General features: G+C 34.7%; 19 protein-coding genes and 1 tRNA gene. 15 read left to right on the top strand and 5 right to left on the bottom strand.

What is annotated here, in order from left to right:
- The first annotated feature begins 40 nt into the window (after nt 1-40).
- From AM499_RS07185 to AM499_RS07165, 5 genes are all read left to right on the top strand, one after another.
- Nucleotides 41-1,624 carry a spore germination protein gene (locus tag AM499_RS07185; protein WP_053589560.1) on the top strand — a complete coding sequence of 528 codons (1,584 nt, stop codon included), beginning with the start codon at nt 41-43 and terminating at the stop codon, nt 1,622-1,624.
- The gene (locus AM499_RS07180) at nt 1,625-2,815 is read left to right on the top strand and encodes a Ger(x)C family spore germination protein (protein WP_053589559.1); all 1,191 of its coding nucleotides are present in this window, start codon (nt 1,625-1,627) and stop codon (nt 2,813-2,815) included. It begins immediately after the preceding gene.
- A gap of 5 nt (nt 2,816-2,820) precedes the next feature.
- A complete protein-coding gene (locus tag AM499_RS07175; RefSeq protein WP_053589558.1) occupies nt 2,821-3,048 on the top strand; it encodes a hypothetical protein in 228 nt (75 codons plus the stop codon).
- A 20-nt stretch (nt 3,049-3,068) separates the two neighbouring features.
- Nucleotides 3,069-4,181 carry a GerAB/ArcD/ProY family transporter gene (locus AM499_RS07170; RefSeq protein ID WP_053589557.1) on the top strand — a complete coding sequence of 371 codons (1,113 nt, stop codon included), beginning with the start codon at nt 3,069-3,071 and terminating at the stop codon, nt 4,179-4,181.
- Between the two features lie 111 nt (nt 4,182-4,292).
- Complete coding sequence (locus AM499_RS07165) at nt 4,293-5,249, top strand: tyrosine recombinase XerC (protein ID WP_156316853.1); 957 nt, start codon at nt 4,293-4,295, stop codon at nt 5,247-5,249.
- 130 nt (nt 5,250-5,379) lie between these two features.
- Here AM499_RS07165 and AM499_RS07160 read toward each other — a convergent pair whose 3' ends face one another.
- Nucleotides 5,380-7,125: a glycoside hydrolase family 13 protein gene (locus tag AM499_RS07160; RefSeq protein WP_053589556.1), complete on the bottom strand. Its 1,746-nt coding sequence runs from the start codon at nt 7,123-7,125 to the stop codon at nt 5,380-5,382.
- Nucleotides 7,126-7,489: 364 nt separating this feature from the next.
- Here AM499_RS07160 and AM499_RS07155 point away from each other — a divergent pair, with 364 nt between their 5' ends.
- The 8 genes from AM499_RS07155 (at nt 7,490) to AM499_RS07120 (ending at nt 16,634) form a co-directional block, all read left to right on the top strand.
- Nucleotides 7,490-8,782: an extracellular solute-binding protein gene (locus tag AM499_RS07155; protein WP_053589555.1), complete on the top strand. Its 1,293-nt coding sequence runs from the start codon at nt 7,490-7,492 to the stop codon at nt 8,780-8,782.
- Nucleotides 8,783-8,927: 145 nt separating this feature from the next.
- Nucleotides 8,928-10,208 (top strand): carbohydrate ABC transporter permease, encoded by a 1,281-nt coding sequence (locus AM499_RS07150; RefSeq protein WP_053589554.1) that lies wholly within the window; start codon nt 8,928-8,930, stop codon nt 10,206-10,208.
- Nucleotides 10,208-11,050: a sugar ABC transporter permease gene (locus AM499_RS07145; protein ID WP_053589553.1), complete on the top strand. Its 843-nt coding sequence runs from the start codon at nt 10,208-10,210 to the stop codon at nt 11,048-11,050. Before AM499_RS07150 ends, AM499_RS07145 begins: the two co-directional genes overlap by 1 nt.
- Before the next feature lie 21 nt (nt 11,051-11,071).
- Complete coding sequence (locus AM499_RS07140; protein ID WP_053589552.1) at nt 11,072-12,601, top strand: alpha-amylase family glycosyl hydrolase; 1,530 nt, start codon at nt 11,072-11,074, stop codon at nt 12,599-12,601.
- Nucleotides 12,602-12,685: 84 nt separating this feature from the next.
- The gene (locus AM499_RS07135) at nt 12,686-14,350 is read left to right on the top strand and encodes an alpha-glucosidase (protein WP_053589551.1); all 1,665 of its coding nucleotides are present in this window, start codon (nt 12,686-12,688) and stop codon (nt 14,348-14,350) included.
- 129 nt (nt 14,351-14,479) lie between these two features.
- Nucleotides 14,480-15,526 (top strand): LacI family DNA-binding transcriptional regulator, encoded by a 1,047-nt coding sequence (locus AM499_RS07130; protein ID WP_053589550.1) that lies wholly within the window; start codon nt 14,480-14,482, stop codon nt 15,524-15,526.
- Nucleotides 15,527-15,727: 201 nt separating this feature from the next.
- Nucleotides 15,728-16,294, top strand: coding sequence for a GNAT family N-acetyltransferase (locus AM499_RS07125; RefSeq protein WP_053589549.1), 567 nt, complete (start codon nt 15,728-15,730; stop codon nt 16,292-16,294).
- An 82-nt stretch (nt 16,295-16,376) separates the two neighbouring features.
- Nucleotides 16,377-16,634 carry a phage holin gene (locus tag AM499_RS07120; protein ID WP_053589548.1) on the top strand — a complete coding sequence of 86 codons (258 nt, stop codon included), beginning with the start codon at nt 16,377-16,379 and terminating at the stop codon, nt 16,632-16,634.
- A 51-nt stretch (nt 16,635-16,685) separates the two neighbouring features.
- On the opposite strand, the gene AM499_RS07115 is transcribed toward AM499_RS07120, so the two are convergent.
- Nucleotides 16,686-17,504 carry a GNAT family N-acetyltransferase gene (locus tag AM499_RS07115; protein WP_053589547.1) on the bottom strand — a complete coding sequence of 273 codons (819 nt, stop codon included), beginning with the start codon at nt 17,502-17,504 and terminating at the stop codon, nt 16,686-16,688.
- Between the two features lie 273 nt (nt 17,505-17,777).
- Between AM499_RS07115 and AM499_RS07110 the strand changes: the two genes are divergently transcribed.
- Nucleotides 17,778-19,070 (top strand): CitMHS family transporter, encoded by a 1,293-nt coding sequence (locus tag AM499_RS07110; protein ID WP_053589546.1) that lies wholly within the window; start codon nt 17,778-17,780, stop codon nt 19,068-19,070.
- 46 nt (nt 19,071-19,116) lie between these two features.
- Here the strand turns inward: AM499_RS07110 and AM499_RS07105 are convergent, their stop codons facing one another.
- The 3 genes from AM499_RS07105 to AM499_RS07095 form a co-directional block, all read right to left on the bottom strand.
- Nucleotides 19,117-19,338: a (4Fe-4S)-binding protein gene (locus AM499_RS07105; protein ID WP_053589545.1), complete on the bottom strand. Its 222-nt coding sequence runs from the start codon at nt 19,336-19,338 to the stop codon at nt 19,117-19,119.
- Nucleotides 19,339-19,367: 29 nt separating this feature from the next.
- The gene (locus tag AM499_RS07100) at nt 19,368-21,038 is read right to left on the bottom strand and encodes a ribonuclease J (RefSeq protein WP_053589544.1); all 1,671 of its coding nucleotides are present in this window, start codon (nt 21,036-21,038) and stop codon (nt 19,368-19,370) included.
- A 138-nt stretch (nt 21,039-21,176) separates the two neighbouring features.
- Nucleotides 21,177-21,248 (bottom strand) — tRNA-Asn (locus tag AM499_RS07095).
- Between the two features lie 143 nt (nt 21,249-21,391).
- Here AM499_RS07095 and AM499_RS07090 point away from each other — a divergent pair.
- On the top strand, nt 21,392-22,180 hold the full coding sequence (locus AM499_RS07090; RefSeq protein ID WP_053589543.1) for an ion transporter: 789 nt from the start codon (nt 21,392-21,394) through the stop codon (nt 22,178-22,180).
- Nucleotides 22,181-22,419: the final 239 nt, after the last annotated feature.

Below are 22,419 nucleotides of genomic sequence, written 5' to 3'. Positions count from 1 at the left end.
GTAATGCTTTCTTTATAATAGGAAAGAATTGAGGGAGATAATGAGTTTCTTTAAAAATAAACATAATATTGTCCTAAATCCCTTGTCTCCGCCCGCTAGTAAGAAAGTTGAGTCAAAGGACATGACTTTTTTATATTCAAACCTAAAAGAAAATTTACAACTTATAAAAGATTCCCTCGGAGAAAGCACAGATATTATTTTTCGTGAGCTTAAATTCGGTCCAGGTGGTGCTATAAGTGCCGGAATTATATATACAGATGGATTAAGCGATACAAGTTCTTTACAAAATTTCATTATGGAAACTTTGATGCTGGATTTTAAAAATAATGAACTAGAGACTAATCCTAATCTGATGAACAACTTAAAGGACTTCGCAATGACGGTTGGTGAAATTAAAGATTTAACTAGATTTGAGGATTTATTCACTGCTTTGTTATCTGGAGATGCGATATTTTTAGTCGATGGCTATTCGACTGGATTCATCATAGGTAATAAGCACTGGATAGAACGGGGAGTAACAGAACCATCAGCCCAAAGCGTTATTAGAGGTCCAAGAGAAGCATTCTCTGAAAATTTACGAGTTAATACTGCATTGATTCGAAGAATTATAAAAGACAAGAATTTATGGATGGAATCATCAGAAGTCGGGAAACGCACTAAAACAAATATTGCAATAATGTATATAAACGGAGTAGCTGATGAAAAAGTAATACAAGAATTGCGACAAAGACTAAAAAGGATAGATATAGATGGAATATTGGAAAGTGCAAATATTGAGGAGTTTATACAGGATTCTCAATATTCTCCTTTTCCAACTGTATATAATACAGAACGTCCAGATATAGTTTCAGCTGCATTATTAGAAGGCCGAGTAGCACTTTTAGTTGATGGGACACCTTTTGCATTAATTATTCCAGCATTATTTGTTCAGTTCTTTCAGTCTTCTGAGGATTATTATCAGCGTACATTCATGGCCAGTTTTATTCGATCTCTTCGATTTGTATCATTTGGAATATCCATGCTAGCACCTTCCTTTTATATTGCTGTTATTACATTTCATCATGAAATTATTCCACCGGATTTACTCATTAGTTTGGCAGCACAACGTGAGGGAGTTCCTTTTCCTGCTTTTATAGAAGCAGTTATTATGGAACTTACCTTCGAAATATTACGCGAAGCAGGACTTAGAATGCCTCGTGTTATTGGTTCAGCAATGTCAATAGTAGGGGCATTTGTTATAGGAACCGCTGCGGTAGAAGCGGGTATTATTTCGGCAGCAATGGTTATCGTTGTATCGATTACTGCTATATCAAGCTTTGTATCCCCAACGTATGATATTGCAGTTGCAGGGAGAATACTACGTTTTCTTTTAATGATTTTAGCGAGTGCTTTTGGATTATATGGCATACTCATAGCCTTAATAGCACTAATATTGCATTTATCAAGTTTAAAATCTTTTGGGGTTCCTTACATGTCACCACTAGGACCATTTAGTGCTTCTGAACAAAAAGATACGTTTATTCGTTTGCCAATTTGGAAGATGTTATTTCGTCCTAGTTTAATATCAAAAAATAAAAGAAGACAAAATTTCTCAAAACCATCTAGAGAATCAAGGGGAAAGTAAATGAATAAATGCTTGATTGTTTTATCATTACTTAGTCTCATGTTGACTGGCTGTTGGGATAAACGAGAATTAAATGAGTTAGCTTTAGTAATGGGGCTAGGAATAGATAAGATAGATGATGAATATCTAGCTTCTATTCAAGTCGTCTTACCTGGAGAAGTTTCTCCTATAAAGGGAGGAACTGGTCGTTCTCCTGTTACTCTGTTTATAGCTAAAGGTAAAACTATTAATGAAGCGATTCGGAATGTAACATCCATTTCACCAAGAACATTGTACATAGGACATCTTCAAATGGTGATTATTGGAGAGGAGTTGGCGCAAGAGGGAATTGGTTCCCTTTTAGATTATTTATCAAGATATTGGGAAGCTCGATCTGATTTTTATTTAGCTATTGCAAAAGATAGTACCGCTGAAAAAATATTAAACGTGCAAACTACTTTAGAAAACATACCGGCTAATAATTTCTTTCATATACTTAAAACATCCGAAGAAAGTTTATCCAGTACCACAGCAATGACACTAGCTAAACTTATTATTGATTTAGAACGAGAGGGTAAAGAAGGCGTTTTAACAGGAATTAAATTGTTAGGAGATGAGAAGAGCGGCTCTAGTAAACAGAACGTGGAGACTATACTTCCTTCTGCATATTTAAAATTGGAAGAGATAGCTGTATTTAATCATGACAAGCTCGTAGGCTGGTTGTCTCCAGAGGAAGGTAAAGGATATAACAGTATTACGAATCATGTAAAAAATACGATAGGAATCTTGTCTTGCCCTGATGAAGGGACATTAAATGTGCATGGAATTACTTCTAAGACAAAATTAAAAAGTAAAATGGCGAATGGGAAACCAGAAATAGAAGTAAGTGTTCATCTCACTGGGAATGTTGGAGAAGTGGATTGTCAAATTGATCTAAATAAAGAAGAAACCTTTAAAAAGCTAAACAAGCTCTACGAAGAGGAAATTAAAAAAAATATAAATGATACGGTTAAATTTGTACAAGAGGATTTGGGTTCAGACATTTTTGGATTTGGTGCGAAAATCCATCAAGATCATCCAGAGGAATGGAAAAAATTAAAGAAGAATTGGGATGAAGAGTTTAAAGAAGTACCTGTCAATATAAAGGTAAAAGTTGAAATTAGACATACGGGATCTGTCATTAATCCGATTCTAAAAACGATAAAGGATTGAAACTTGTGGTAAGTAGTGTAGGTATTTTATTGTTGGCGACTGTGATAGTAATTATGGAGGTTCCGTCACTTGTACAAAAAAAATTAAAAAAAGAATTAATAGTATTTATAATTCTGTTAGTGATCGGAGTAGTTTCAGGTATTCTATACTCGTTTGATGTGAAAAAGATGTCACCAGTAGATTTACTCTCTTATATTCTTCAACCAATTTACAATCTGTTTAGTAAAAGTTAAGTGATAGAGGATGTGCAAGGATGCAAAAAGAAAAAATAAGTTCCTTTCAATTTTTAGTTTTGGTTATTTTTTTTACAATTGGTTCAAGCATCCTTTATGTTCCATCCATTCTAGCTATTAAAATTGAGCAGGATTCTTGGATTGCTACTATTGTAGCCACATTGGTTGGGCTGCTTGTTATTTGGTTATATACAATTATTTCTCTGTGGTTTCCGAAACTAACCTACATTCAAGTAAATGAAAAAGTATTTGGAAAAGTGTTAGGTAAAACCTTTTCAATAATCTTTGTACTTATGCTTTTTCTATACTCATCCGCATTGCTCGCACACTCGGGTACATTTTTAATAACACAAATGTACCCAAAAACACCAATGGCTCCCTTAAATATTTTAATGGCCATTATTATTGTGATGGGGGTTCGTTTAGGGATAGAAACAATTGCTCGTTCTGCAGAAATTTTAATATTTGTTTTTTTTATTCTTTTTATTATTCTGAGTTTATCCATAACTCCACAGATAAATTATGAGAATATCGAGCCATTTTTTCAGTCAAAACCTACTACGATTCTTGATGCATCGTTTGTGTTGATTATTGTTTCAACAGTGAATTCAATTACCTTATTAGTTATTTTTCCTGCTTTTTTGAAAGAGATTAAGAAAGCAAGGAGAAACTTTTTTATAGGTAATATTGTTGGTAGTATTGTGATCATCCTAATCACCTTTTTGTGTATTTTTGTATTAGGTTCTAATACTACAGCAAGACAAGTTTATCCAAGCTATGCCTTAGCGAAAGTGATTAATGTAGGCGATTTTTTTACACGAATAGAGTCATTAATGGCTACCCTTTGGATTTTATGTTTATTTTTTAAATCTATTCTATATTTCTTTGCTGCCATTTTTGGATTGTCACAAATATTAAATATAAATGATTATCGCCCGTTGACGTCACCTATAGGAATCATTATGGTTGTACTTTCCCTCCTATTTTTCCCAGATATTATGGATCAATATAAGTTTGATTCAAAATTAGCGATAACACTGTCAACCATTGTTGGAATTGTTATTCCTATACTGCTTATAGGGGTTTATATGCTACGTAAGAAAAAATTGAAGAAAGATCCACAGCACTTATAAAAGTAATTTAAGTGTTTGAAACGTTTCGTCGTTTTAAATAAGGTTCCCAAATACATATTTGGGAACCTTATTTTGTGATAAAATAGGAGACAAAGAGGTGAGGTGAAAGAATTGCAAAGAGAGATACCGAAAATAATGAAGGACTTTTTAGTTTACTTAACAACTATTAAAGGAAAATCTTTAAGAACGAGAAAAGAATACGAGTACGACCTTAAATTGTTTTTCCGTTTTTTAAAGGCGATTGAAGATGACATAGATCCAGGTGAAATACAGACGATAAACATATCGGATATAAACATTGAATGGATTAGAGAAGTTACTTTAGAGGACATTTACTTGTTTTTGGAGTACTGTGAGGTCCAAAGAAATAATAGCACTGCTTCTAGAGCAAGAAAGGCAGCAACGATCAAATCATTTTTCAAATATTTAAAAGGAAAAAGAAGATTATTGGAGTATAATCCTGCAGATGAATTGGAGTCACCGAAAATAGGGAAAAAGAAACCAATTTATATGAATCAACAGGAAGCTGAACAGTTTATAGCAGCAATTAGAAGAAATAATCACTATTACCGTAATTTTAGTATGGTCATGTTCTTTTTAAATTTAGGGATTCGCGTTTCTGAGCTATGCAATTTAAATATTAATTCGATACAAGGCAATTTGCTAAGTGTTATAGGTAAAGGTGATAAAGAACGAACAGTATTTATGAATAATGTATGCTTGAGATCTCTAGAAATATATAAAGAGAAGGAGAGAAAGTACATACATGGTGCAAGTAACCATGTAGCGCTCTTTTTGTCTCAAAAAGGAACGAGACTTACCCGTCAAACCGTTGCAAAGATTATCAAACAAATTAAGGAAGACGCTGGTATACAAAAAGAAAAAATAACCCCACATAAGTTAAGACATACTTCCGCAACAATCATGTATAAGAATGGGGCTGACATTCGAAGTCTACAACATATTTTGGGTCACACAAGTGTTTCTACTACTCAAATATATACCCATGTGGAGGATAAGGAGATTCAACAAGTAATCGATAATAATCCATTTAATCATTTAGAATAAAATAATATTATTATGTAAACTAAAATGATATTATGGATTTAGATTATCAAAATAAAAGCAAACCGTCTCTTAACTATAGAGACGATTCACTTCTATTTTCATTTAATGTTCATGTCAGTCTATTCAATGCTTAGTGCGTGTAAGAGAGGATACAAAAACCATTTGCTCCTATATTAATTTGTAAAGACTCCATCTCCGTTTCGGAACTATAAAGAACCGAATAATCTAGATTTTCTTCTAAAGAAAAAGATTGTTTTAAAGAGCTAGGGTTAAGTAAAACGATAATTGATTTGTTGTCAGAGTATTTTTGATAACCAAATATACCATTTTCTTCTGTTGGGAAAAGGAACTTTACCGATCCTTCATTTGCCAATAGTTTCTCTTTTTTTCGAAGTGTAATTAAAGTACGAATATGATTCTTTAACTCATCATGATGATTTTCAGTGTTCCAATCCATACATTTTCTACAGCCAGGATCCAATTCACCTGTAAGACCGATTTCGTCACCATAATAAATACAAGGGGTTCCCAAAAATGTTAGTAAGATAGTGAAAACCTGCTTTGTTCGCTTTACATCATCTTCGCATTCAGTAAGAATTCTTGCAGTGTCATGACTACCAACTAGATTAAAAGTAAAATCAAAAATATTCTTCGGGTAACTGTAGTATACTTTACTCATATTTTCTACAAATTGTTTAGAACTGATCGTTTTCTTTGCTAACAGATTCAATACATTTGTCTTAAATGGATAGTTCATCACTGCATCAAACTGATCTCCTCTAAGCCAAGGCATAGAATCATGCCATATTTCCCCAAGTATATAGATATCCGGCTTTGCATCTTTGACTACAGTCCTGAACTCACGCCAGAAGGGATGGTCTACTTCATTTGCTACATCTAGTCTCCATCCGTCTATATCAAATTCTCTTATCCAATAGGTCCCTACTTCAAGCAAATATTTTTTTACTTCTGGATTAGAAGTATTTAATTTTGGCATGGAGTCAACAAATCCAAATGCTTCGTAATTAGGATTTGATCCACCTTGGACCGGAAAGCTATGAATGTGAAACCAATCTTTAAAACTAGAATTCTCACCTTTTTCTAAAACATCTTGAAAAGGAGGGAAATAGTATCCGCTATGATTGAAAACAGCATCAAGCATAACTTTAATTCCACGTTGATGACATTCAGTAATCAGCTTCTTTAAAGAGTCAGCGTCTCCAAACTGAGGGTCAAGTTCCATATAGTCGATCGTGTCGTACTTATGATTTGAATAAGCTTTAAACACAGGTGTTAAATAGATTCCATTCACGCCTATATCTGTTAGATGATCTAAGTGTTCTGTTATTCCTTCAAAATCTCCACCAAAGAAATTATTCACTGCTGGTGGCTCGCTACCCCAGGCTTTAGCATTTTCAGGGTTTATAGAAGGATTCCCATTAGCGAAGCGCTCTGGGAAGATTTGATACCAAACAGTGTCCTTCACCCAACTTGGAGCATTGAAAAGTTCATTCTTATGAAGATAGGGAAAACAGAAATAATAATCACTGTCAGTAGGGGGGATATCATAAAATCCTTTTTCAGTATAGATGGATTCTTCAGTTAGGGATGTTAGTCTAAATCCGTATCGAATTCTACTAGTCTCTGTATAAGCATCCACTTCCCAGTAATCAAACAAACCGTCGTTTCCAACTAGGTTCATCGGAATTTCAGAATACTGCCATTCTCCATTTTCCCATATATATGGATCACCCATAATTAATGAAGCCGCCTGTATATTACTTTTTTTCGTTTTAAGCCGTATTTGAAGGGTGTGATCGTCTAGTAAATATGCAAAATTGTCACTCGGTCTGTGAAAAATAGCTGCTTTTTCCATAACTTATCTCCTTTTGAGGTTTAATCTCTTTCAGTACATTATTAAAGCTTTGATATAGTTAATACATGAAGCAATATTAATTCGAATCAATAACGAAATATTAAATATTTTTCGAAAAAATAAAAAAGGGGATTGTGTACTCTTAGAATAAATGTATAATAAAACCATAAGTTGTGCAATCGCTTTCATAAATTTTATGTAAATAGTAATCTCTTAATACCTTGAGAAATCAGTTCTGAAGAGATATTAGAAAAAATATATTCCTCTAACGAATTATATGTTAGCGTTTTCATTTAAATAATTGTGCAAGCGGTTGTCCAACTTGGGGAAGTCGAGAAAGAAACAAATAGGAGGGGTTAAAGAAATGAAAAAGTCACTATCCATGTTAACCATGTTGGTTCTTATTGTTGCAATGCTTGCTGCCTGTGGACCAGAACGGGAAAGAACTACTCCAGTAAGTTCTAATGTCAATGAAAATACTGAAAACGCTTCAGATGAACCTGCAAAACCAGAAAAACTAGTTGTATGGGAAGATACAGATAAATCAATTGCTTTGAAACCTGCAATTGAGTCTTTCGAAAAAGAAACAGGTATTAAAGTCGAGTTTAAAGAATTAGGTATGGCTGATAAAATGCGAGATCAGCTTCGTTTAGATGGTCCTTCTGGGACTGGAGCAGATGTCGTTACTTTACCGCATGATCAAATTGGTCAGGTTGTTACAGAAGGATTAATTCAAGAAATAGAAGTAAGTGACGAAGTACTGTCAACTTTCACGGAATCTTCAGTGAATGCACAAAAATACGATGGTAAACTTTATGGATTACCAAAAGCTACTGAAACTCCAGTATTTATCTATAACAAAGCTTTGATGCCAGAAGCACCTAAAACAATGGATGAAGTATATGAGTTCTCAAAGAAATTTACAGATGGTAAACAGTTTGGATTTATCGCTGTGTGGGATGACTTTTACTTTGCTCATGGTGTAATAGCTGGGATGGGCGGATATGTATTTAAGGATAATGATGGTGCACTTGATCGTGAAGACGTTGGGTTGAATAACGAAGGAGCAGTTGAAGGAGCCGAATATATTCAAAAATGGTATAAAGAAGGATTGTTCCCAAAAGGAATCATAGGGGAAAGTGGTGGCTCTACTAGAGACGGACTTTTCAACGAAGGAAAAATTGCTTCTGTAATGAACGGACCATGGGCTTTCCAAAGCATGAAGGACGCTGGAATCGATATTGGGATTTCTGCTATGCCTACTCTACCAAATGGAGAGCATATGAAAACGTTTATGGGAGTTAAAGGTTGGCATGTAACAGCATTTACAGAGCATAAATATTGGTCTACAAAATTGGTGGAATGGTTAACAAACGAAGAGAATGCTAAAACTCGTTTCGAAACTACACAAGAAATCCCACCTGTAAAAACGTTGATTGAAGATCCAATTATTGCTGAAAATGAAGGTGCAAAAGCTGTAGCTCTTCAATCTCAGTATGCTGTACCAATGCCAAACATTCCTGAAATGAGTGAGGTTTGGGGGCCAGGTGCATCTGCATTGCAAACGATTGCTACAGGCAAAGCAGAGCCGCAAGCAGCAATGGATGATGCAGTAAAAACGATTAAGACAAATATTGAAACAAATCACCCTAATTAATGTTTGAAGGCAAAGGCATGTTTCCATCTAGGAAGCATGGCTTTGCTTGTATATTAGTATTTTCATACAAAAAAATAAAAGCAAATGCTTGCGCAATAGTAGAGAAAACTCTCCTTTCAAAGGAAAGAAGGAGGCAACATGGGCAATGGACAGAAATGTCACAACCAAACATAAACGAAATGCGGGCATATTATCGATAATTCCTGGCTTCGGACAATTTTATAACAGACAGATTGTGAAGGGTATTATTTTCCTCGTATTAGCTGCAGCATTTTTTGGTAGCTTTTCTCAAACTTTAAGTTGGGGATTTTGGGGATTATTCACACTTGGTGAGATTCCAATTCTTGACCATTCCATCTTCTTGCTAATAGATGGAATTATCGCTTTGCTTGTAGCCATAATAGGTTTAGTTATCTATGCTTTTAACATTTATGATGCTTATTATAATGGGAGAAAACGAGATGAAGGCTTTGCTTTAAACAGTGTGAAGGAACAATATCATAACCTCTTGGACAATGGCTTTCCATATTTGATGATATCCCCTGGTTTTTTATTGTTAATCTTCGTTGTTATATTTCCTATCATTTTTGTTATTCTACTATCTTTTACTAACTATGATTTGTACCATTCTCCACCTGCTAAACTAGTTGATTGGGTAGGAATTCAAAACTATATTGATATCTTCAAATTGGATCTTTGGAGAAAAACATTCTTTGGAGTACTTGGATGGACTATAGTATGGACATTCGGAGCAACGACACTACAAGCAGCAATCGGAATCTTTTTAGCTGTATTAGTCAATCAAAAGGACTTGAAAGGAAAGGTAGTTTTTCGGACGATTTTGATTCTGCCATGGGCTGTACCGGCCTTTATCTCTATTCTAATTTTTTCTGGAATGTTCAATGAATCTTTCGGAGTAATTAATATGAGTATACTCCATTTTTTTGGTATTGAACCCCTTCCATGGATGACAGAAGAGTTATGGACACGTGTAGCCTTAATTTTTATTCAGTCATGGCTAGGCTTTCCATTTGTTTTTGCAATGACAACTGGGGTTTTACAGTCAATTCCTGATGAATTATATGAAGCTGCAAACGTGGACGGTGCTTCCATTTGGCAGAAATTTCGTAGTATTACTTTACCAATGGTTTTATACGCAACAGCACCGATTCTAATCACGCAGTATACATTTAATTTTAATAATTTCAATGTAATCTTCCTTTTCAACGGCGGGGGACCAGCTTTACCAGGGCAAAATGCCGGAGGTAGTGACATATTGATTTCCTGGATCTATAAATTAACGATGACTTCTGGTCAATACGGAAAGGCAGCGGCAATAACGATGCTATTATCAGTTGTTATTATTGCAGTTGCATTATGGCAATTCAAACGGACCAATTCATTTAAAGAGGAGGATATGATGTAATGACTAATAAGACTGAAAAGATTATCAGACTAACAGTTTCATATCTTCTCCTACTTATTGCAGCTGTGGTTGTCATTTACCCACTTCTTTGGGTAATAGGATCATCCCTTAATCCTGGACAAAGTCTTTCTGGATCCTCCATGTTTCCAGAAAATCCTACATTCAAGCATTATCTAGATCTGTTTGATACAGAAAAGTCTAATTATATTTTATGGTATATAAATTCCATGAAAATTAGTTTAATCACAATGGTTTTTGCTGTAATAAGTGTTTCTCTCACTGGTTATGCCTTTTCTCGTTATCGTTTTTTGGGACGAAAAAATGGACTTCTTACTTTTTTGGTCTTGCAAATGATTCCTAATTTTGCTGCTCTTATAGCAATTTTTGTTCTCGCACAAAGAACAAATCTCTTAGACACTCATTTAGGGCTGATTCTTATATATGTAGGAGGACAAATCCCAATGAATACATGGCTGATGAAGGGATATCTTGATACTATTCCAAAGGAGTTAGATGAATCAGCTAGAATGGATGGTGCTGGACATCTTCGCATCTTTTGGCAGATTATTATGCCACTAGCCAAACCAATTATTGCGGTAGTAGCTCTATTTTCATTCATCGCTCCTTTTGGGGATTTTATCCTTGCTCGAATTATGCTACGTTCAGAGGAAAAATTTACGATGGGTGTTGGTTTATATGAATTGGTATCCAAGCAGTTCGGTAATGAGTTTACTACTTTTGCTGCCGGCTCGGTTTTGATTGCTATTCCAATTACCATCTTATTCTTGACTTTCCAGAAATACTTTATATCTGGCCTTACATCAGGTGGTACAAAGGGGTAAGAATTTGCCGGGGGGAAAGACATGAAAAAGTGTATTGTACTATTTGTATTAACTTTACTTTTAATTACTAATTTTAAATTTCAGCCTGTTCATGCAAACGAAGAGCGAAAGATGCAGGACGAGACCATCTATATGATTATGGTCGACCGATTCAATAACGGAGATGTTCGTAATGACAACGAAGCAAACCCAAATGACCCGCTTGCGTATCACGGTGGTGACTTTAAAGGCGTCATCGACAAGCTCGACTACTTAAAAGAAATGGGTTTCACAGCAATTTGGCTGACACCAATCTTTGAAAATACGGAAAAAGGCTATCATGGCTATTGGATAAATGATTTTTATAAAACAAATGATCACTTCGGTACGATGGAAGAATTCAAGACCCTCGTTAAAGAAGCTCATGATCGAGATATGAAGGTTATTTTAGATTTTGTCGTTAACCATGTAGGACCTAACCATGAGTGGCTATCCGATTCTAGTAAACAAGATTGGTTTCACGAAAAAAAACCAATTTCTAATTGGGACGATCCAAATGAAGTGGAGAATGGTTGGCTTTATGATCTACCAGATTTAAATCAGGATAACCCGGAAGTAAGAAAGTATTTAATAGATGCGGCAAAATGGTGGATTAACGAGACAGATATTGATGGTTACAGATTAGATACAGTAAAGCATGTTCCAAAGGATTTTTGGACGGAGTTTTCAGCTGCTGTTAAATCAGAAAAAGATTCCTTCTTTCTCATTGGTGAGGTATGGCATGATAATCCTAATGTAATTATAGGGTATCAGGATACAGGTATTGATGGGTTTCTTGACTTTTCGCAGAATGATAGTTTACGTACTGCTTTTGAAAAAACGGACCAATCATTAGGTTGGCTATTTTCAAATAATGATCGTAATCAAAAGACATTCGATAGACCTGAAAAGTTGGGGCAGTTTTTGGACACTCATGACATACCGAGGTTCGCTCATCTGGCAATTAACAATAACCAAGATCCGGTTACTCAAGTGAAGCAAGGTTTAACTTTTTTATATACGGCACCTGGAATACCAATTGTTTATTATGGAACTGAAAACGCGATGGATGGCGGAAATGACCCGGATAATCGTGGAATGATGGAATTTAATTCGAATGACGATTTAATTAACTATCTATCCAAGCTTGGCAAGTTGAGGCAAGACTTATCATCACTCACAAGAGGGAACATGGAACTTTTATATGAAGAAGAGGGAATGGCGGTATTCAAACGTACCTATCAAGCAGAAACAGTTGTTGTAGCAATCAATAATACTTCAGAAAGCCAAAAGGTAGTACTTACGGAAGGACTTGAAAAAGGAAAAGAATTAATAGGTCTGCTTAATGGGGGAAACTTTAAATCAGATAGGAAGCAATATTCCATTGAACTTAAAAGTGGCCAATCAGAAATATATGAACTTAGAAACCGCGGTGGAATTACTTGGATATATATAGCCGGTTCTATAGTTATTTTATTTGCAGTCTCCCTATATGTTTGGATTAAAAAGAGAAAAAAACAAAATGTGAATTAGCGAATGGCACGAACATATACGCTCCAGTCGACTGATTGCAGTAATATACTTTGTAAACTCAGAACGAGAGGAGTACTTTGTTATATGGAAAGAAAATGGTGGAAAGAAGCAGTATGTTATCAGGTGTATCCTAGAAGTTTTATGGATAGCAATGGGGATGGGATTGGTGATTTACGCGGAATCATTTCAAAGTTAGATTATTTGAAGAATTTAGGGGTAGATGTAATTTGGATTTGTCCGTTTTATAAGTCACCTAATGCTGATAATGGTTATGATATTAGTGATTATCAAGGTATTTCAAAACAGTTCGGATACATTGAGGATTTTGATGAATTATTAAAACAGGTACATGCAAGAGGCATGAAGTTGATACTAGATTTGGTAATCAATCATACAAGCGATGAACATCCTTGGTTTATCGAATCCCGCTCCTCCAAAGATAATCCTAAGAGAGATTGGTATATTTGGAGAGATGGTAAAGAAGATGAAGCTCCAAATAACTGGGAGAGTATCTTCTCTGGAAGTGCATGGGAGTACGATTTGTTAACAAAACAATATTATCTTCATTTATTTGCTATTAAGCAGCCTGATTTAAATTGGGAAAACCGAGAAGTTCGAGAAGAATTATTCAAAATGGTTAATTGGTGGTTGGATAAAGGAATAGATGGATTCCGTGTAGATGCAATCAGCCATATAAAGAAGCGCGATGGAATGCCGGATATGCCTAATTCTCAAGGCGATAAATATGTCTCTGCTTTTGAAATGCATACAAACCAGCCTGGAATACAAGATTATTTAAAAGAGTTAAAAGAGGAAACTTTTTCAAAGTACGATATTATGACTGTTGGTGAAGCTAACGGAGTCAGCTTGGATGAAGCTGATGAATGGGTTGGGGAGGAAAATGGGAAATTTGATATGATTTTTCAGTTTGAGCACCTTGGCTTATGGAATAAGGAGCTAGATAAAATGGTCGATGTCATCGGTCTTAAAAAAACACTGACCAAATGGCAGAACGGTTTACACCTTAAAGGCTGGAATGCTCTTTTCTTAGAAAATCATGACCAACCACGTAGCGTTTCTAGCTGGGGGAATGATCAAGAGCACTGGAACGAAAGTGCAAAAATGTTGGCTGCATTCTATTTTCTTATGCAGGGGACTCCTTTCATCTATCAGGGGCAAGAAATAGGGATGACAAATGTCAAATTTCCTACCATTGAAGACTATGATGATATCGGCATGAAGAATTACTATACTCTCGAGATTGCTAAAGGACGTTCACATGAGGATGTAATGGAAACAATTTGGACGAATGGACGTGACAATTCTAGAACGCCAATGCAATGGGATGATACGTTAAACAGTGGATTCACCGATGGTCTCCCTTGGATGAAAGTTAACCCTAATTATTTGAATATCAATGTAAATTACCAACTGAATGATGAAAACTCTATTTATCATTTCTACAAAAGGATGATCCAATTGCGAAAAGATAACCCGATTTTTGTTTATGGGGAATATGATGTGTGGCTTGAAAATCATCCTGATGTATATATATATACACGCTCATTCTTGGGTCAGTTTGCTGTTGTGCTATGTAATTTCCGCCATTATGAATCGGAACTGAAGTTAGATGAACTTCCAAACCTTGAGGCTGAATTATTACTATTTAATTATGAAGACGCTCCTAGTCAATTAACAAAGGATGTTTTCCTCAAGCCTTACGAAGTAAGAGTATATTTGTTCAAATAGTAAGAAGTGTATATGGTGACTCCCAATTTTAAAAATATAGTATTAGATACAATGTTTTAATTATCAATGTTTTAATGGAAACGATGATTTTGTATAATGTTATTTATGGAAGAGAGTGAGGGAATTTTAATGGCTATTACGATTAAAGATGTGGCAAAATTGGCAAATGTTGCACCTTCTACAGTTTCTCGGGTGATTGCAAATAGTCCTCGTATTAGTGAAACGACGAAGAAACGTGTGAGAGAAGCGATGGAGCAGCTAGGATACCATCCTAATTTTATCGCACGCAGTCTTGCAAGCCAATCCACTAAAGTGATAGGTCTTGTATTACCTCACTCGTCTGGTGTGTTTTTTCAAAACCCATTCTTTGCAGAGGTTATTCAGGGATTAAGTGAAGGTGCGCATGAAAAACACTATGCTCTTCAAATGACTACTGGCAAAACGGAAGAGGAGTTATATCATGGAGTTGTGCAAATGGTCCAGGGGGGAAGGGTTGATGGAATAATCCTTTTATACTCTCGTATAGACGACAAAATTCTTTCCTATTTAAAATATAGAAAATTTCCTTTTGTCGTGATAGGTAAACCTTTTGACTTTGTGGAGAAAATAACTCATGTAGATAATGATAACTATCTAGCAGCAAAAGAAGCTACTGAATACATAATTGGTCTAGGACATAAAAAAATTGGCTTTATTGGAGGCAGTCCTAGTCTAACTGTAACGATGGATCGTTTGCTTGGATATAAAGATGCTTTGAAGGATTCTAACATAGTGCTAAATGAAGACTATATTATCCACGAGGAATTTTTACGTGAGGGTGGACAAGAAGCAGTAATGGAACTTCTAAGAAGAAGCATTCCACCTACAGCCTTTATTGTTACAGATGATTTGATGGCTTTGGGAGTAGTTAATACACTGACAGAAATGCAAATTGACATTCCAACGGAAGTATCGATTGTAAGCTTTAATAACGCTTTATTTGCTGAAATGTCCAGGCCGCCGCTTACTTCAATTGATATTCATATTGTAGAACTAGGCTATCAAGCTGCGAGGAGTTTAATTCAAATGCTAGAGAATGAAAATGAACCAGTAAAACGAATAATCATTCCTCATCATTTAGTTGTTAGACAGTCATGTGCGGTTCCAACAGAGCTAATAAGTTTGGATGCAGAGTAAAAGTAATCATACATAATGGGTGCTGTAATTCTACCGAGCATGAAAACTAAGTTATATTGCTACTCACATAAGTGAGTGGTAATATTTTTTCATAGAGATTGTTTGCTGTTCATGAATAGAATTTCGTGTATATTGTTTAATAATAATATTATGTAAACTAAATTCTATGAAACATGTAAAATTAAGGGGTTGGGAAAAATAATGTTTACTTTCAAAATTGATGATAAAACCGAGCTGAAAATGCTTGACTTGCAAGATGTACAACAAGTATATGATTTAACTATTCGTTCAAAAGATACATTAAGAGAATGGCTACCGTTTATAGACTACACAAAATCAATTGGAGATACTCAAAATTTTATACAGTCTACTATGAAGCAATTTAGTGAGAATAATGGAGTACAGGCTGGTATATGGTATGAAGGAAAAATTGCAGGGGTTATCGGTTTTCACAAGATAGATTGGAACAACAAATCTACAAGTATAGGCTACTGGCTTGGTGATGGCTATAGAGGCTTAGGATTAATGACAAAATCGGTGAAATCTTTTGTCCATTATGCATTACTAGACTTAAAGTTAAATAGAGTTGAGATACGGGCGGCCGTAGAAAATAAAAAAAGTAGAGCAGTACCAGAAAGATTAGGTTTTACGGAAGAAGGTTGCGTACGTGAAGCAGAGTGGTTATATGATCATTATGTAGATCATGTTATTTATGGAATGCTTGCAAAAGATTGGCGTCAAATTGAAAGCGATAATAAAAGACATTAACAGATAGTCCAATGCAGAAACCCTTTAAGACATATGATTATAGTATATAAACATATTATTTTCTTAAGGAGGCGAATCTGTAATGTCAAGTAATGATAAACTAGCACCTTTCGATAAAATGATGATTATACGTTCTATTATTCTTTTTATAGCCTGGATCAATCAATTTTTAGTTATGAAAGGGTATAGTCCACTACCATTTAATGATGAAGAGCTAGAATTAGGAGTGACGCTTTTAGTAACTTTTTTAGTATCTATTTGGGCGTGGTGGAAGAATAATGATGTTCGCTATAAAGCGCGAAGAAATACGCAATATTTAAAGGAAAAAGGACTCAAATAAGTAATATAGAACCAAAGTGATGATAAAATCACTTTGGTTTTATTTTTTTTCTTATTTATAAGCGTAATAATCTTGCGCATGGACCACTTTGAATCCAATTGATTCATAAAGTCTGAGTGCATGTGCATTTTTAGTTTCTACCTCCAGATGTACTGATTGTCCAGAGTTAGATTGTTCGAGTACTACTTGTTGTAATACTTTTCTTCCTATACCTTTGCCTTGATGTGTAGGTAAGATGGAAAAACCATATATCCAAGCCTCTCCATTTTCTCTTCTAATGCGAATTTTCCCGATTGTTTCATTTTCAACATCAATCATTAACATGTCAGAGTCCTTATCTTCGGTAATTCTGACTTCCATTTCTTCGGCATCTAATGCGGGTAATCCGAATGCTTCAACTGACAAGCGTATTCGCATATCTAAATCATTGTCATTTGCGTGGCGTAAGGAAAACCCATCTACTGTTTCTAACACCTTTTCTTCCCATGTCATTTGATGTTCTGAAAAACTGTATATTGCACTTTGTTTTGTTAAAAAAGCTTTCGCTTCAATTGAACTAGCTGGAGCATTTAATAAAACTTTTCTAAAAGATTTTTCTTTGACAACTTCCATACCTTGTTTAAATAAGAGAGTAAAGTAATTTTTTCTTCGCTCACTTGGTTTAACCATTCCACATACTTCTACTGTTGATCCGAAAGGATATAATCCTAAAAAAGCTATTAATTCTTCATTTTCATAAAGCAGGAAATCCAATTCTTTGGAAGTACGATTACGAAGCATCTCCCAATTTAGCTTTAATTGAATGTGATCATGATTCTCACATTCTTTTTGTAGTTTTTCTATATCTAGTAATTGCTGTTTAGTTAACATAATTTCTCCTTTTAATATATACAAAATAAATGACTTGGTTTTAGTTTACAATAATTTTTTGAAAATACAATCACTTAAGCTATATATAAAGGATGAAATTCCATTAGGGAAGTTAATCTATTTATGAACGTTTTTTGTTATTTCTTACATTTATTAATATTCTAAAAATTATGTTGACTTAGAAAAATATATTGCATAAAATATACTCTATGTACTTATTACACTACTAAGCTAAAGCGTTATTAGAAAAGTAAAAAAGAGAGGAATTATTTTATGTTGTCAATTTTAGGATTTTGTATGATTGGTATTTTTTTAATACTAGTTATCACTAAAAAACTGTCCGTGGTTGTTGCTTTCATCAGTGTTTCTGTTGTATTTGCATTAATAGGTGGTTTTGCAGGTGATATGGGTGAGATGATGATGGCCGGGATTCTCAATGTAACACCAACAGCGGTTATGATTGTTTTTGCTATTTTGTATTTTGGATTAATGATAGATGTAGGATTGTTTGATCCAATGGTTAATAAAATCTTAAGCGTTGTAAAAGGGGATCCTTTAAAAATTGTAGTTGCAACTGCTATCATAACTATTTTAGTTGGGCTCGATGGAGACGGTTCTTCAACGTTTATGGTTACTGTTTCGGCAATGTTACCTCTATACACTAGACTTGGGATGAATCGCTTAATATTAGCTTCGGTAGTAGGGCTGGCTGCTGGAGTGATGAATATTATTCCATGGGGAGGACCTTTGGTTAGAGCTTCAGCCAGCCTTCAGGTAGATGTATCTGACTTGTTTATACCACTGATTCCTGTAATGGTTTCAGGGCTATTATGGGCACTTTTTGTAGCATACATATTAGGCAAGAGAGAAAGAAAGAGATTAGGCATTGTTAAATTAGAGGAAACTTCCACTGCAATTCTTGAGATTGCGGCAACAAGTAAGGGGACTTCTACTAAATATTGGTTTAATCTTTTTTTAACGATTGTCCTTATGGTTTTACTTGTAATGGATGTGTTACCAATTGCCATTTTGTTTGCGGTAGCTTATGCTATAGCACTTTTTGTCAATTATCCAAATGCGCAGAAACAGCAAGATCAGATTTTAAGCCATGCAAATAGTTTTGTTATGATCAGTACGATGGTATTTGCCGCTGGTATTTTTACTGGAATTTTTAGTGGAACAGGTATGATGGATGCAATGGCATCTACTTTAGTTTCTGTAATTCCTGAATCACTTGGAAGCCATTTGCCTGTTATCGTAGCTATTACTAGTATTCCAATGAGCTTTGTGTTCTCACCGGATGCTTACTATTTTGGTATTCTTCCCATTCTAGCTGAAACGGCTGCCGGTTTTGGTATTGACCCAGTAGAGATTGGACGTGCCGCTTTGCTTGGACATTCAACAGCTGGATTTCCACTATCTCCTTTAGTACCTGCAACATTTATATTAATTGGACTAGTTGGAGTGGATTTTGGAGAGCATCAAAAGTTTTTATTTAAGTGGGCTTTTGGAACGACGATTGTCATGACCGTAACTGCTGTACTTACTGGAGTAATTTCGTTGTAAAATTAAAAAGTACCGTTCTAATTAATAAATAGAACGGTACTTTTCGTTATTTGAACTTATTTTCCTTATATAGCAAAGCACCGCTTGGGCAGGTAGCAATTACTCTTTTTACATCCTCAATTAGTGCTGCATCAGGTTGAATCCATGGCTTTCGATTCACATTGAATACAGAAGGTAAATATTTCACGCAGTTCGCTGCATGAGTACATTTATTTAAATTAAAATAGACATCAATATCTTGGCTTGTGTATATTTTATAATCCTTCATTCTAGCCTCCTGGATTGTTCATACGAGATTTAAATGTCAATCATTATTGGAAGAATCATTGGTCTTCTTTTCGTTTTCTTATATAAAAGATGTTCTACAGATTTTTTAATATTTTGTTTTAGGACACGTTGATTTTTATTTTTATCTTGCAGCTGGTTGATAGTCGATCGAACTGAATTATTTACTTCATTAATCAACTCTTCTGCGTCTGGACCATACACGAAACCTCTAGAAATAGTGTCCGGACCGGTAACTATTTGATTGTTAGATTTATTGATTGATGTGACGATAACTAGCATGCCATCTTCTGAGAGTAGTTTTCGATCTCTTAAAATAATATTCCCAACGTCTCCTATTCCAAAACCATCCACAAACACATTTCCAGATTCAATAGTTCGGGTATGTCTAGCTTCTTCATTTTCTATATCAACTACACCGCCATTACTGACAATAAATATATTCTCTTTTTTCACACCAACTGATTCTGCTAATAAGCTGTGATGTCTTAGCATTCGATACTCTCCATGAATAGGAATAAAGTATTTAGGTTTCATTAGTGTTAGCATAAGTTTTAGTTCCTCCTGGCATGCATGACCTGAAACATGCATCCCAGTAACACTACCTGAGCCATAAATTACTCTAGCTCCTAATTGAAATAAATTATCGATAATTTTAGAAATACTTCGCTCGTTTCCAGGAATAGGACCTGCTGCAAGAATCACAGTATCATCAGGCAAAACTTCTACTTGGCGAAAATTAGAGCTGGCTAGACGTGCTAAAGCAGCCATAGGCTCTCCTTGACTTCCTGTACAAATGATCACTACTTTTTCAGGATTCATTGATTGTACTTCACTTGCATCAATAATCATTCCTTCTGGAATCTCTAAATAACCACGTTCTCTTGCAACTGCTACAACATTAACCATGCTACGGCCGAGCAATGCAATTTTTCGATTTGTTTTAATAGCTGCTTGTACTATTTGTTGTATACGATGAACATTGGAAGCAAAAGTGGAAATAAAAATCTTTCTTGGCGCTCGACGAAATTCCTCTTCTATATGATCGCCAACAAGCTGCTCCGATGGAGTAGAACCTGGCCTTTCAGCATTCGTACTTTCTGATAATAATAGCAATACACCATTTTGACCTAACTCCGCCATTTTATGAATATCTGGAGATTGATTGTCCACGGGAGTTAGATCGAACTTAAAATCACCAGTATGTACGATTGTACCTTGTGGTGTATGGAAAGCTATGCCTAAGCAATCAGGGATACTGTGGCTAGTTCTGAAAAATGTTGCGTTAATAGTACCTAATCTAAGTTTTGATTCTGAATCAATCAATAGAAGTTTTGTTTCTCTTAATAAGCCATGTTCTTTTAATTTTATTTCAATTAAACCTAGTGTTAAGTTTGTTGCATAAACAGGCACTTTTAATTGTTTTAAGAAATAGGGGATACCTCCAATATGATCCTCATGACCATGGGTGATAATCAAGCCTCTGATTTTTTCAATATTATCCTTTAAATAAGAAACATCTTGAATGATTAAATCAATTCCTAGTAGACTTTCATCTGGAAATTTAGATCCGCAATCAATCACAACAATATCGTCATCAGACTGTATAACATACATATTTTTCCCTATTTCATTTACGCCACCGAGAGCAAAAACAGCTATTTTAGAATCAGTTGTATACAATTTTCAGTACCTCCATATTAAATTTATATATATACAAGTATGGCCTTTTAATTGGGTTTTATAAGGTGTTATTAAAAAATCCTCTCAATCCAAAAAGATAGAAAGCACCTCTTCATAAAAAGAGGTGCTTTATCTATACTCCGGAGGTAGGACTCGAACCTACGACCAACCGGTTAACAGCCGGTTGCTCTACCACTGAGCTACTTCGGATTAATAAAATTTTCTAATTATATTGTTACCATCCTGATGAAAAATTATTCGTGAGATTTATTTTTATGATCTTATAAGTAATATATTTCAATTGAAAAGGGTATAGAGAGAAAAAGGCGTGATAGATATAGGAGAGTGAAAAGATGAAAAATAAGACTATTATATATGAATTTGTCATCTTCTTGTTTATCTTATTGTACTTAACAATAATTGTCACAAGCTATTCAGGTAGTGAAATTTTGACAGCACAACAAATTAAATGGGCAGACTATATTTTTATTATCTATTTCTCCATTGAATATATCGTTAGATTATATAATTCAAATGACAAGAAAAAATTTGTGAAAGAAAACGTATTTGACCTTATTGCACTCATTCCGTTTGATGCTTTTTTCAAAGTTGCTCGTCTTATGCGTTTAGTTCGATTAATAAGAATTATTAAAGTATCAAAGACTTTACAAGAAATTTTTAAGTCAGGCGGATTATCAAATGTTTTTATATTTACTTTTCTAATCATGACATGGGGAGCAGTTAGCAATTATATTTTAGAAAAGGGAGAGAATCCAAATATAAATAGTTTGGCCGATTCCATTTGGTGGTCAATTGTGACTGTTTCTACAGTAGGATATGGTGATATCTCACCGGTCACAATCGGAGGAAGAATTATTGCAAGTATTCTTATGTTAGTGGGTATTGGTTTAATAGGATCTATTACAGGAAGTATGGCAATTTATTTCTCTAATATTGAACAAACAGTTGATCCCGAAGACGATCCACTCGTTAACAATGAGGACGATTTAGATACATACATTAGGAAGCAACTAAAAAAAATTGACAAATTAAATGAGGAAGAATTTGATCATTTACTAAAATCAATAAATGTATTGTACCAGAAAAAAAATAACGTAAGAGGGGATTCAAATGATGTGTAAAAAGTGTAAAGGGACCGGGAAAATTAAAATAACTTTGCCTATTCCAATGGAAATAAAATGCCCTATTTGTAAAGGGAAGGGAGTAATTTAGAAAATTATATGCGTACATGATACTAAAGAAGCAACCATCAATTGGCCGTGTGAGTTAAAAACATCAACGGCTTTTTTTGTTCACAAATGTATTTATTCTTAATAAATAGAGATTATTTTATCAATTCATATTATTTAAACTTTAATTT

The organism is Bacillus sp. FJAT-22090 (genome assembly GCF_001278755.1).
Classification (GTDB): Bacteria; Bacillota; Bacilli; order Bacillales_A; family Planococcaceae; genus Psychrobacillus.
This window is presented reverse-complemented; position numbering and strand designations above follow the sequence as displayed.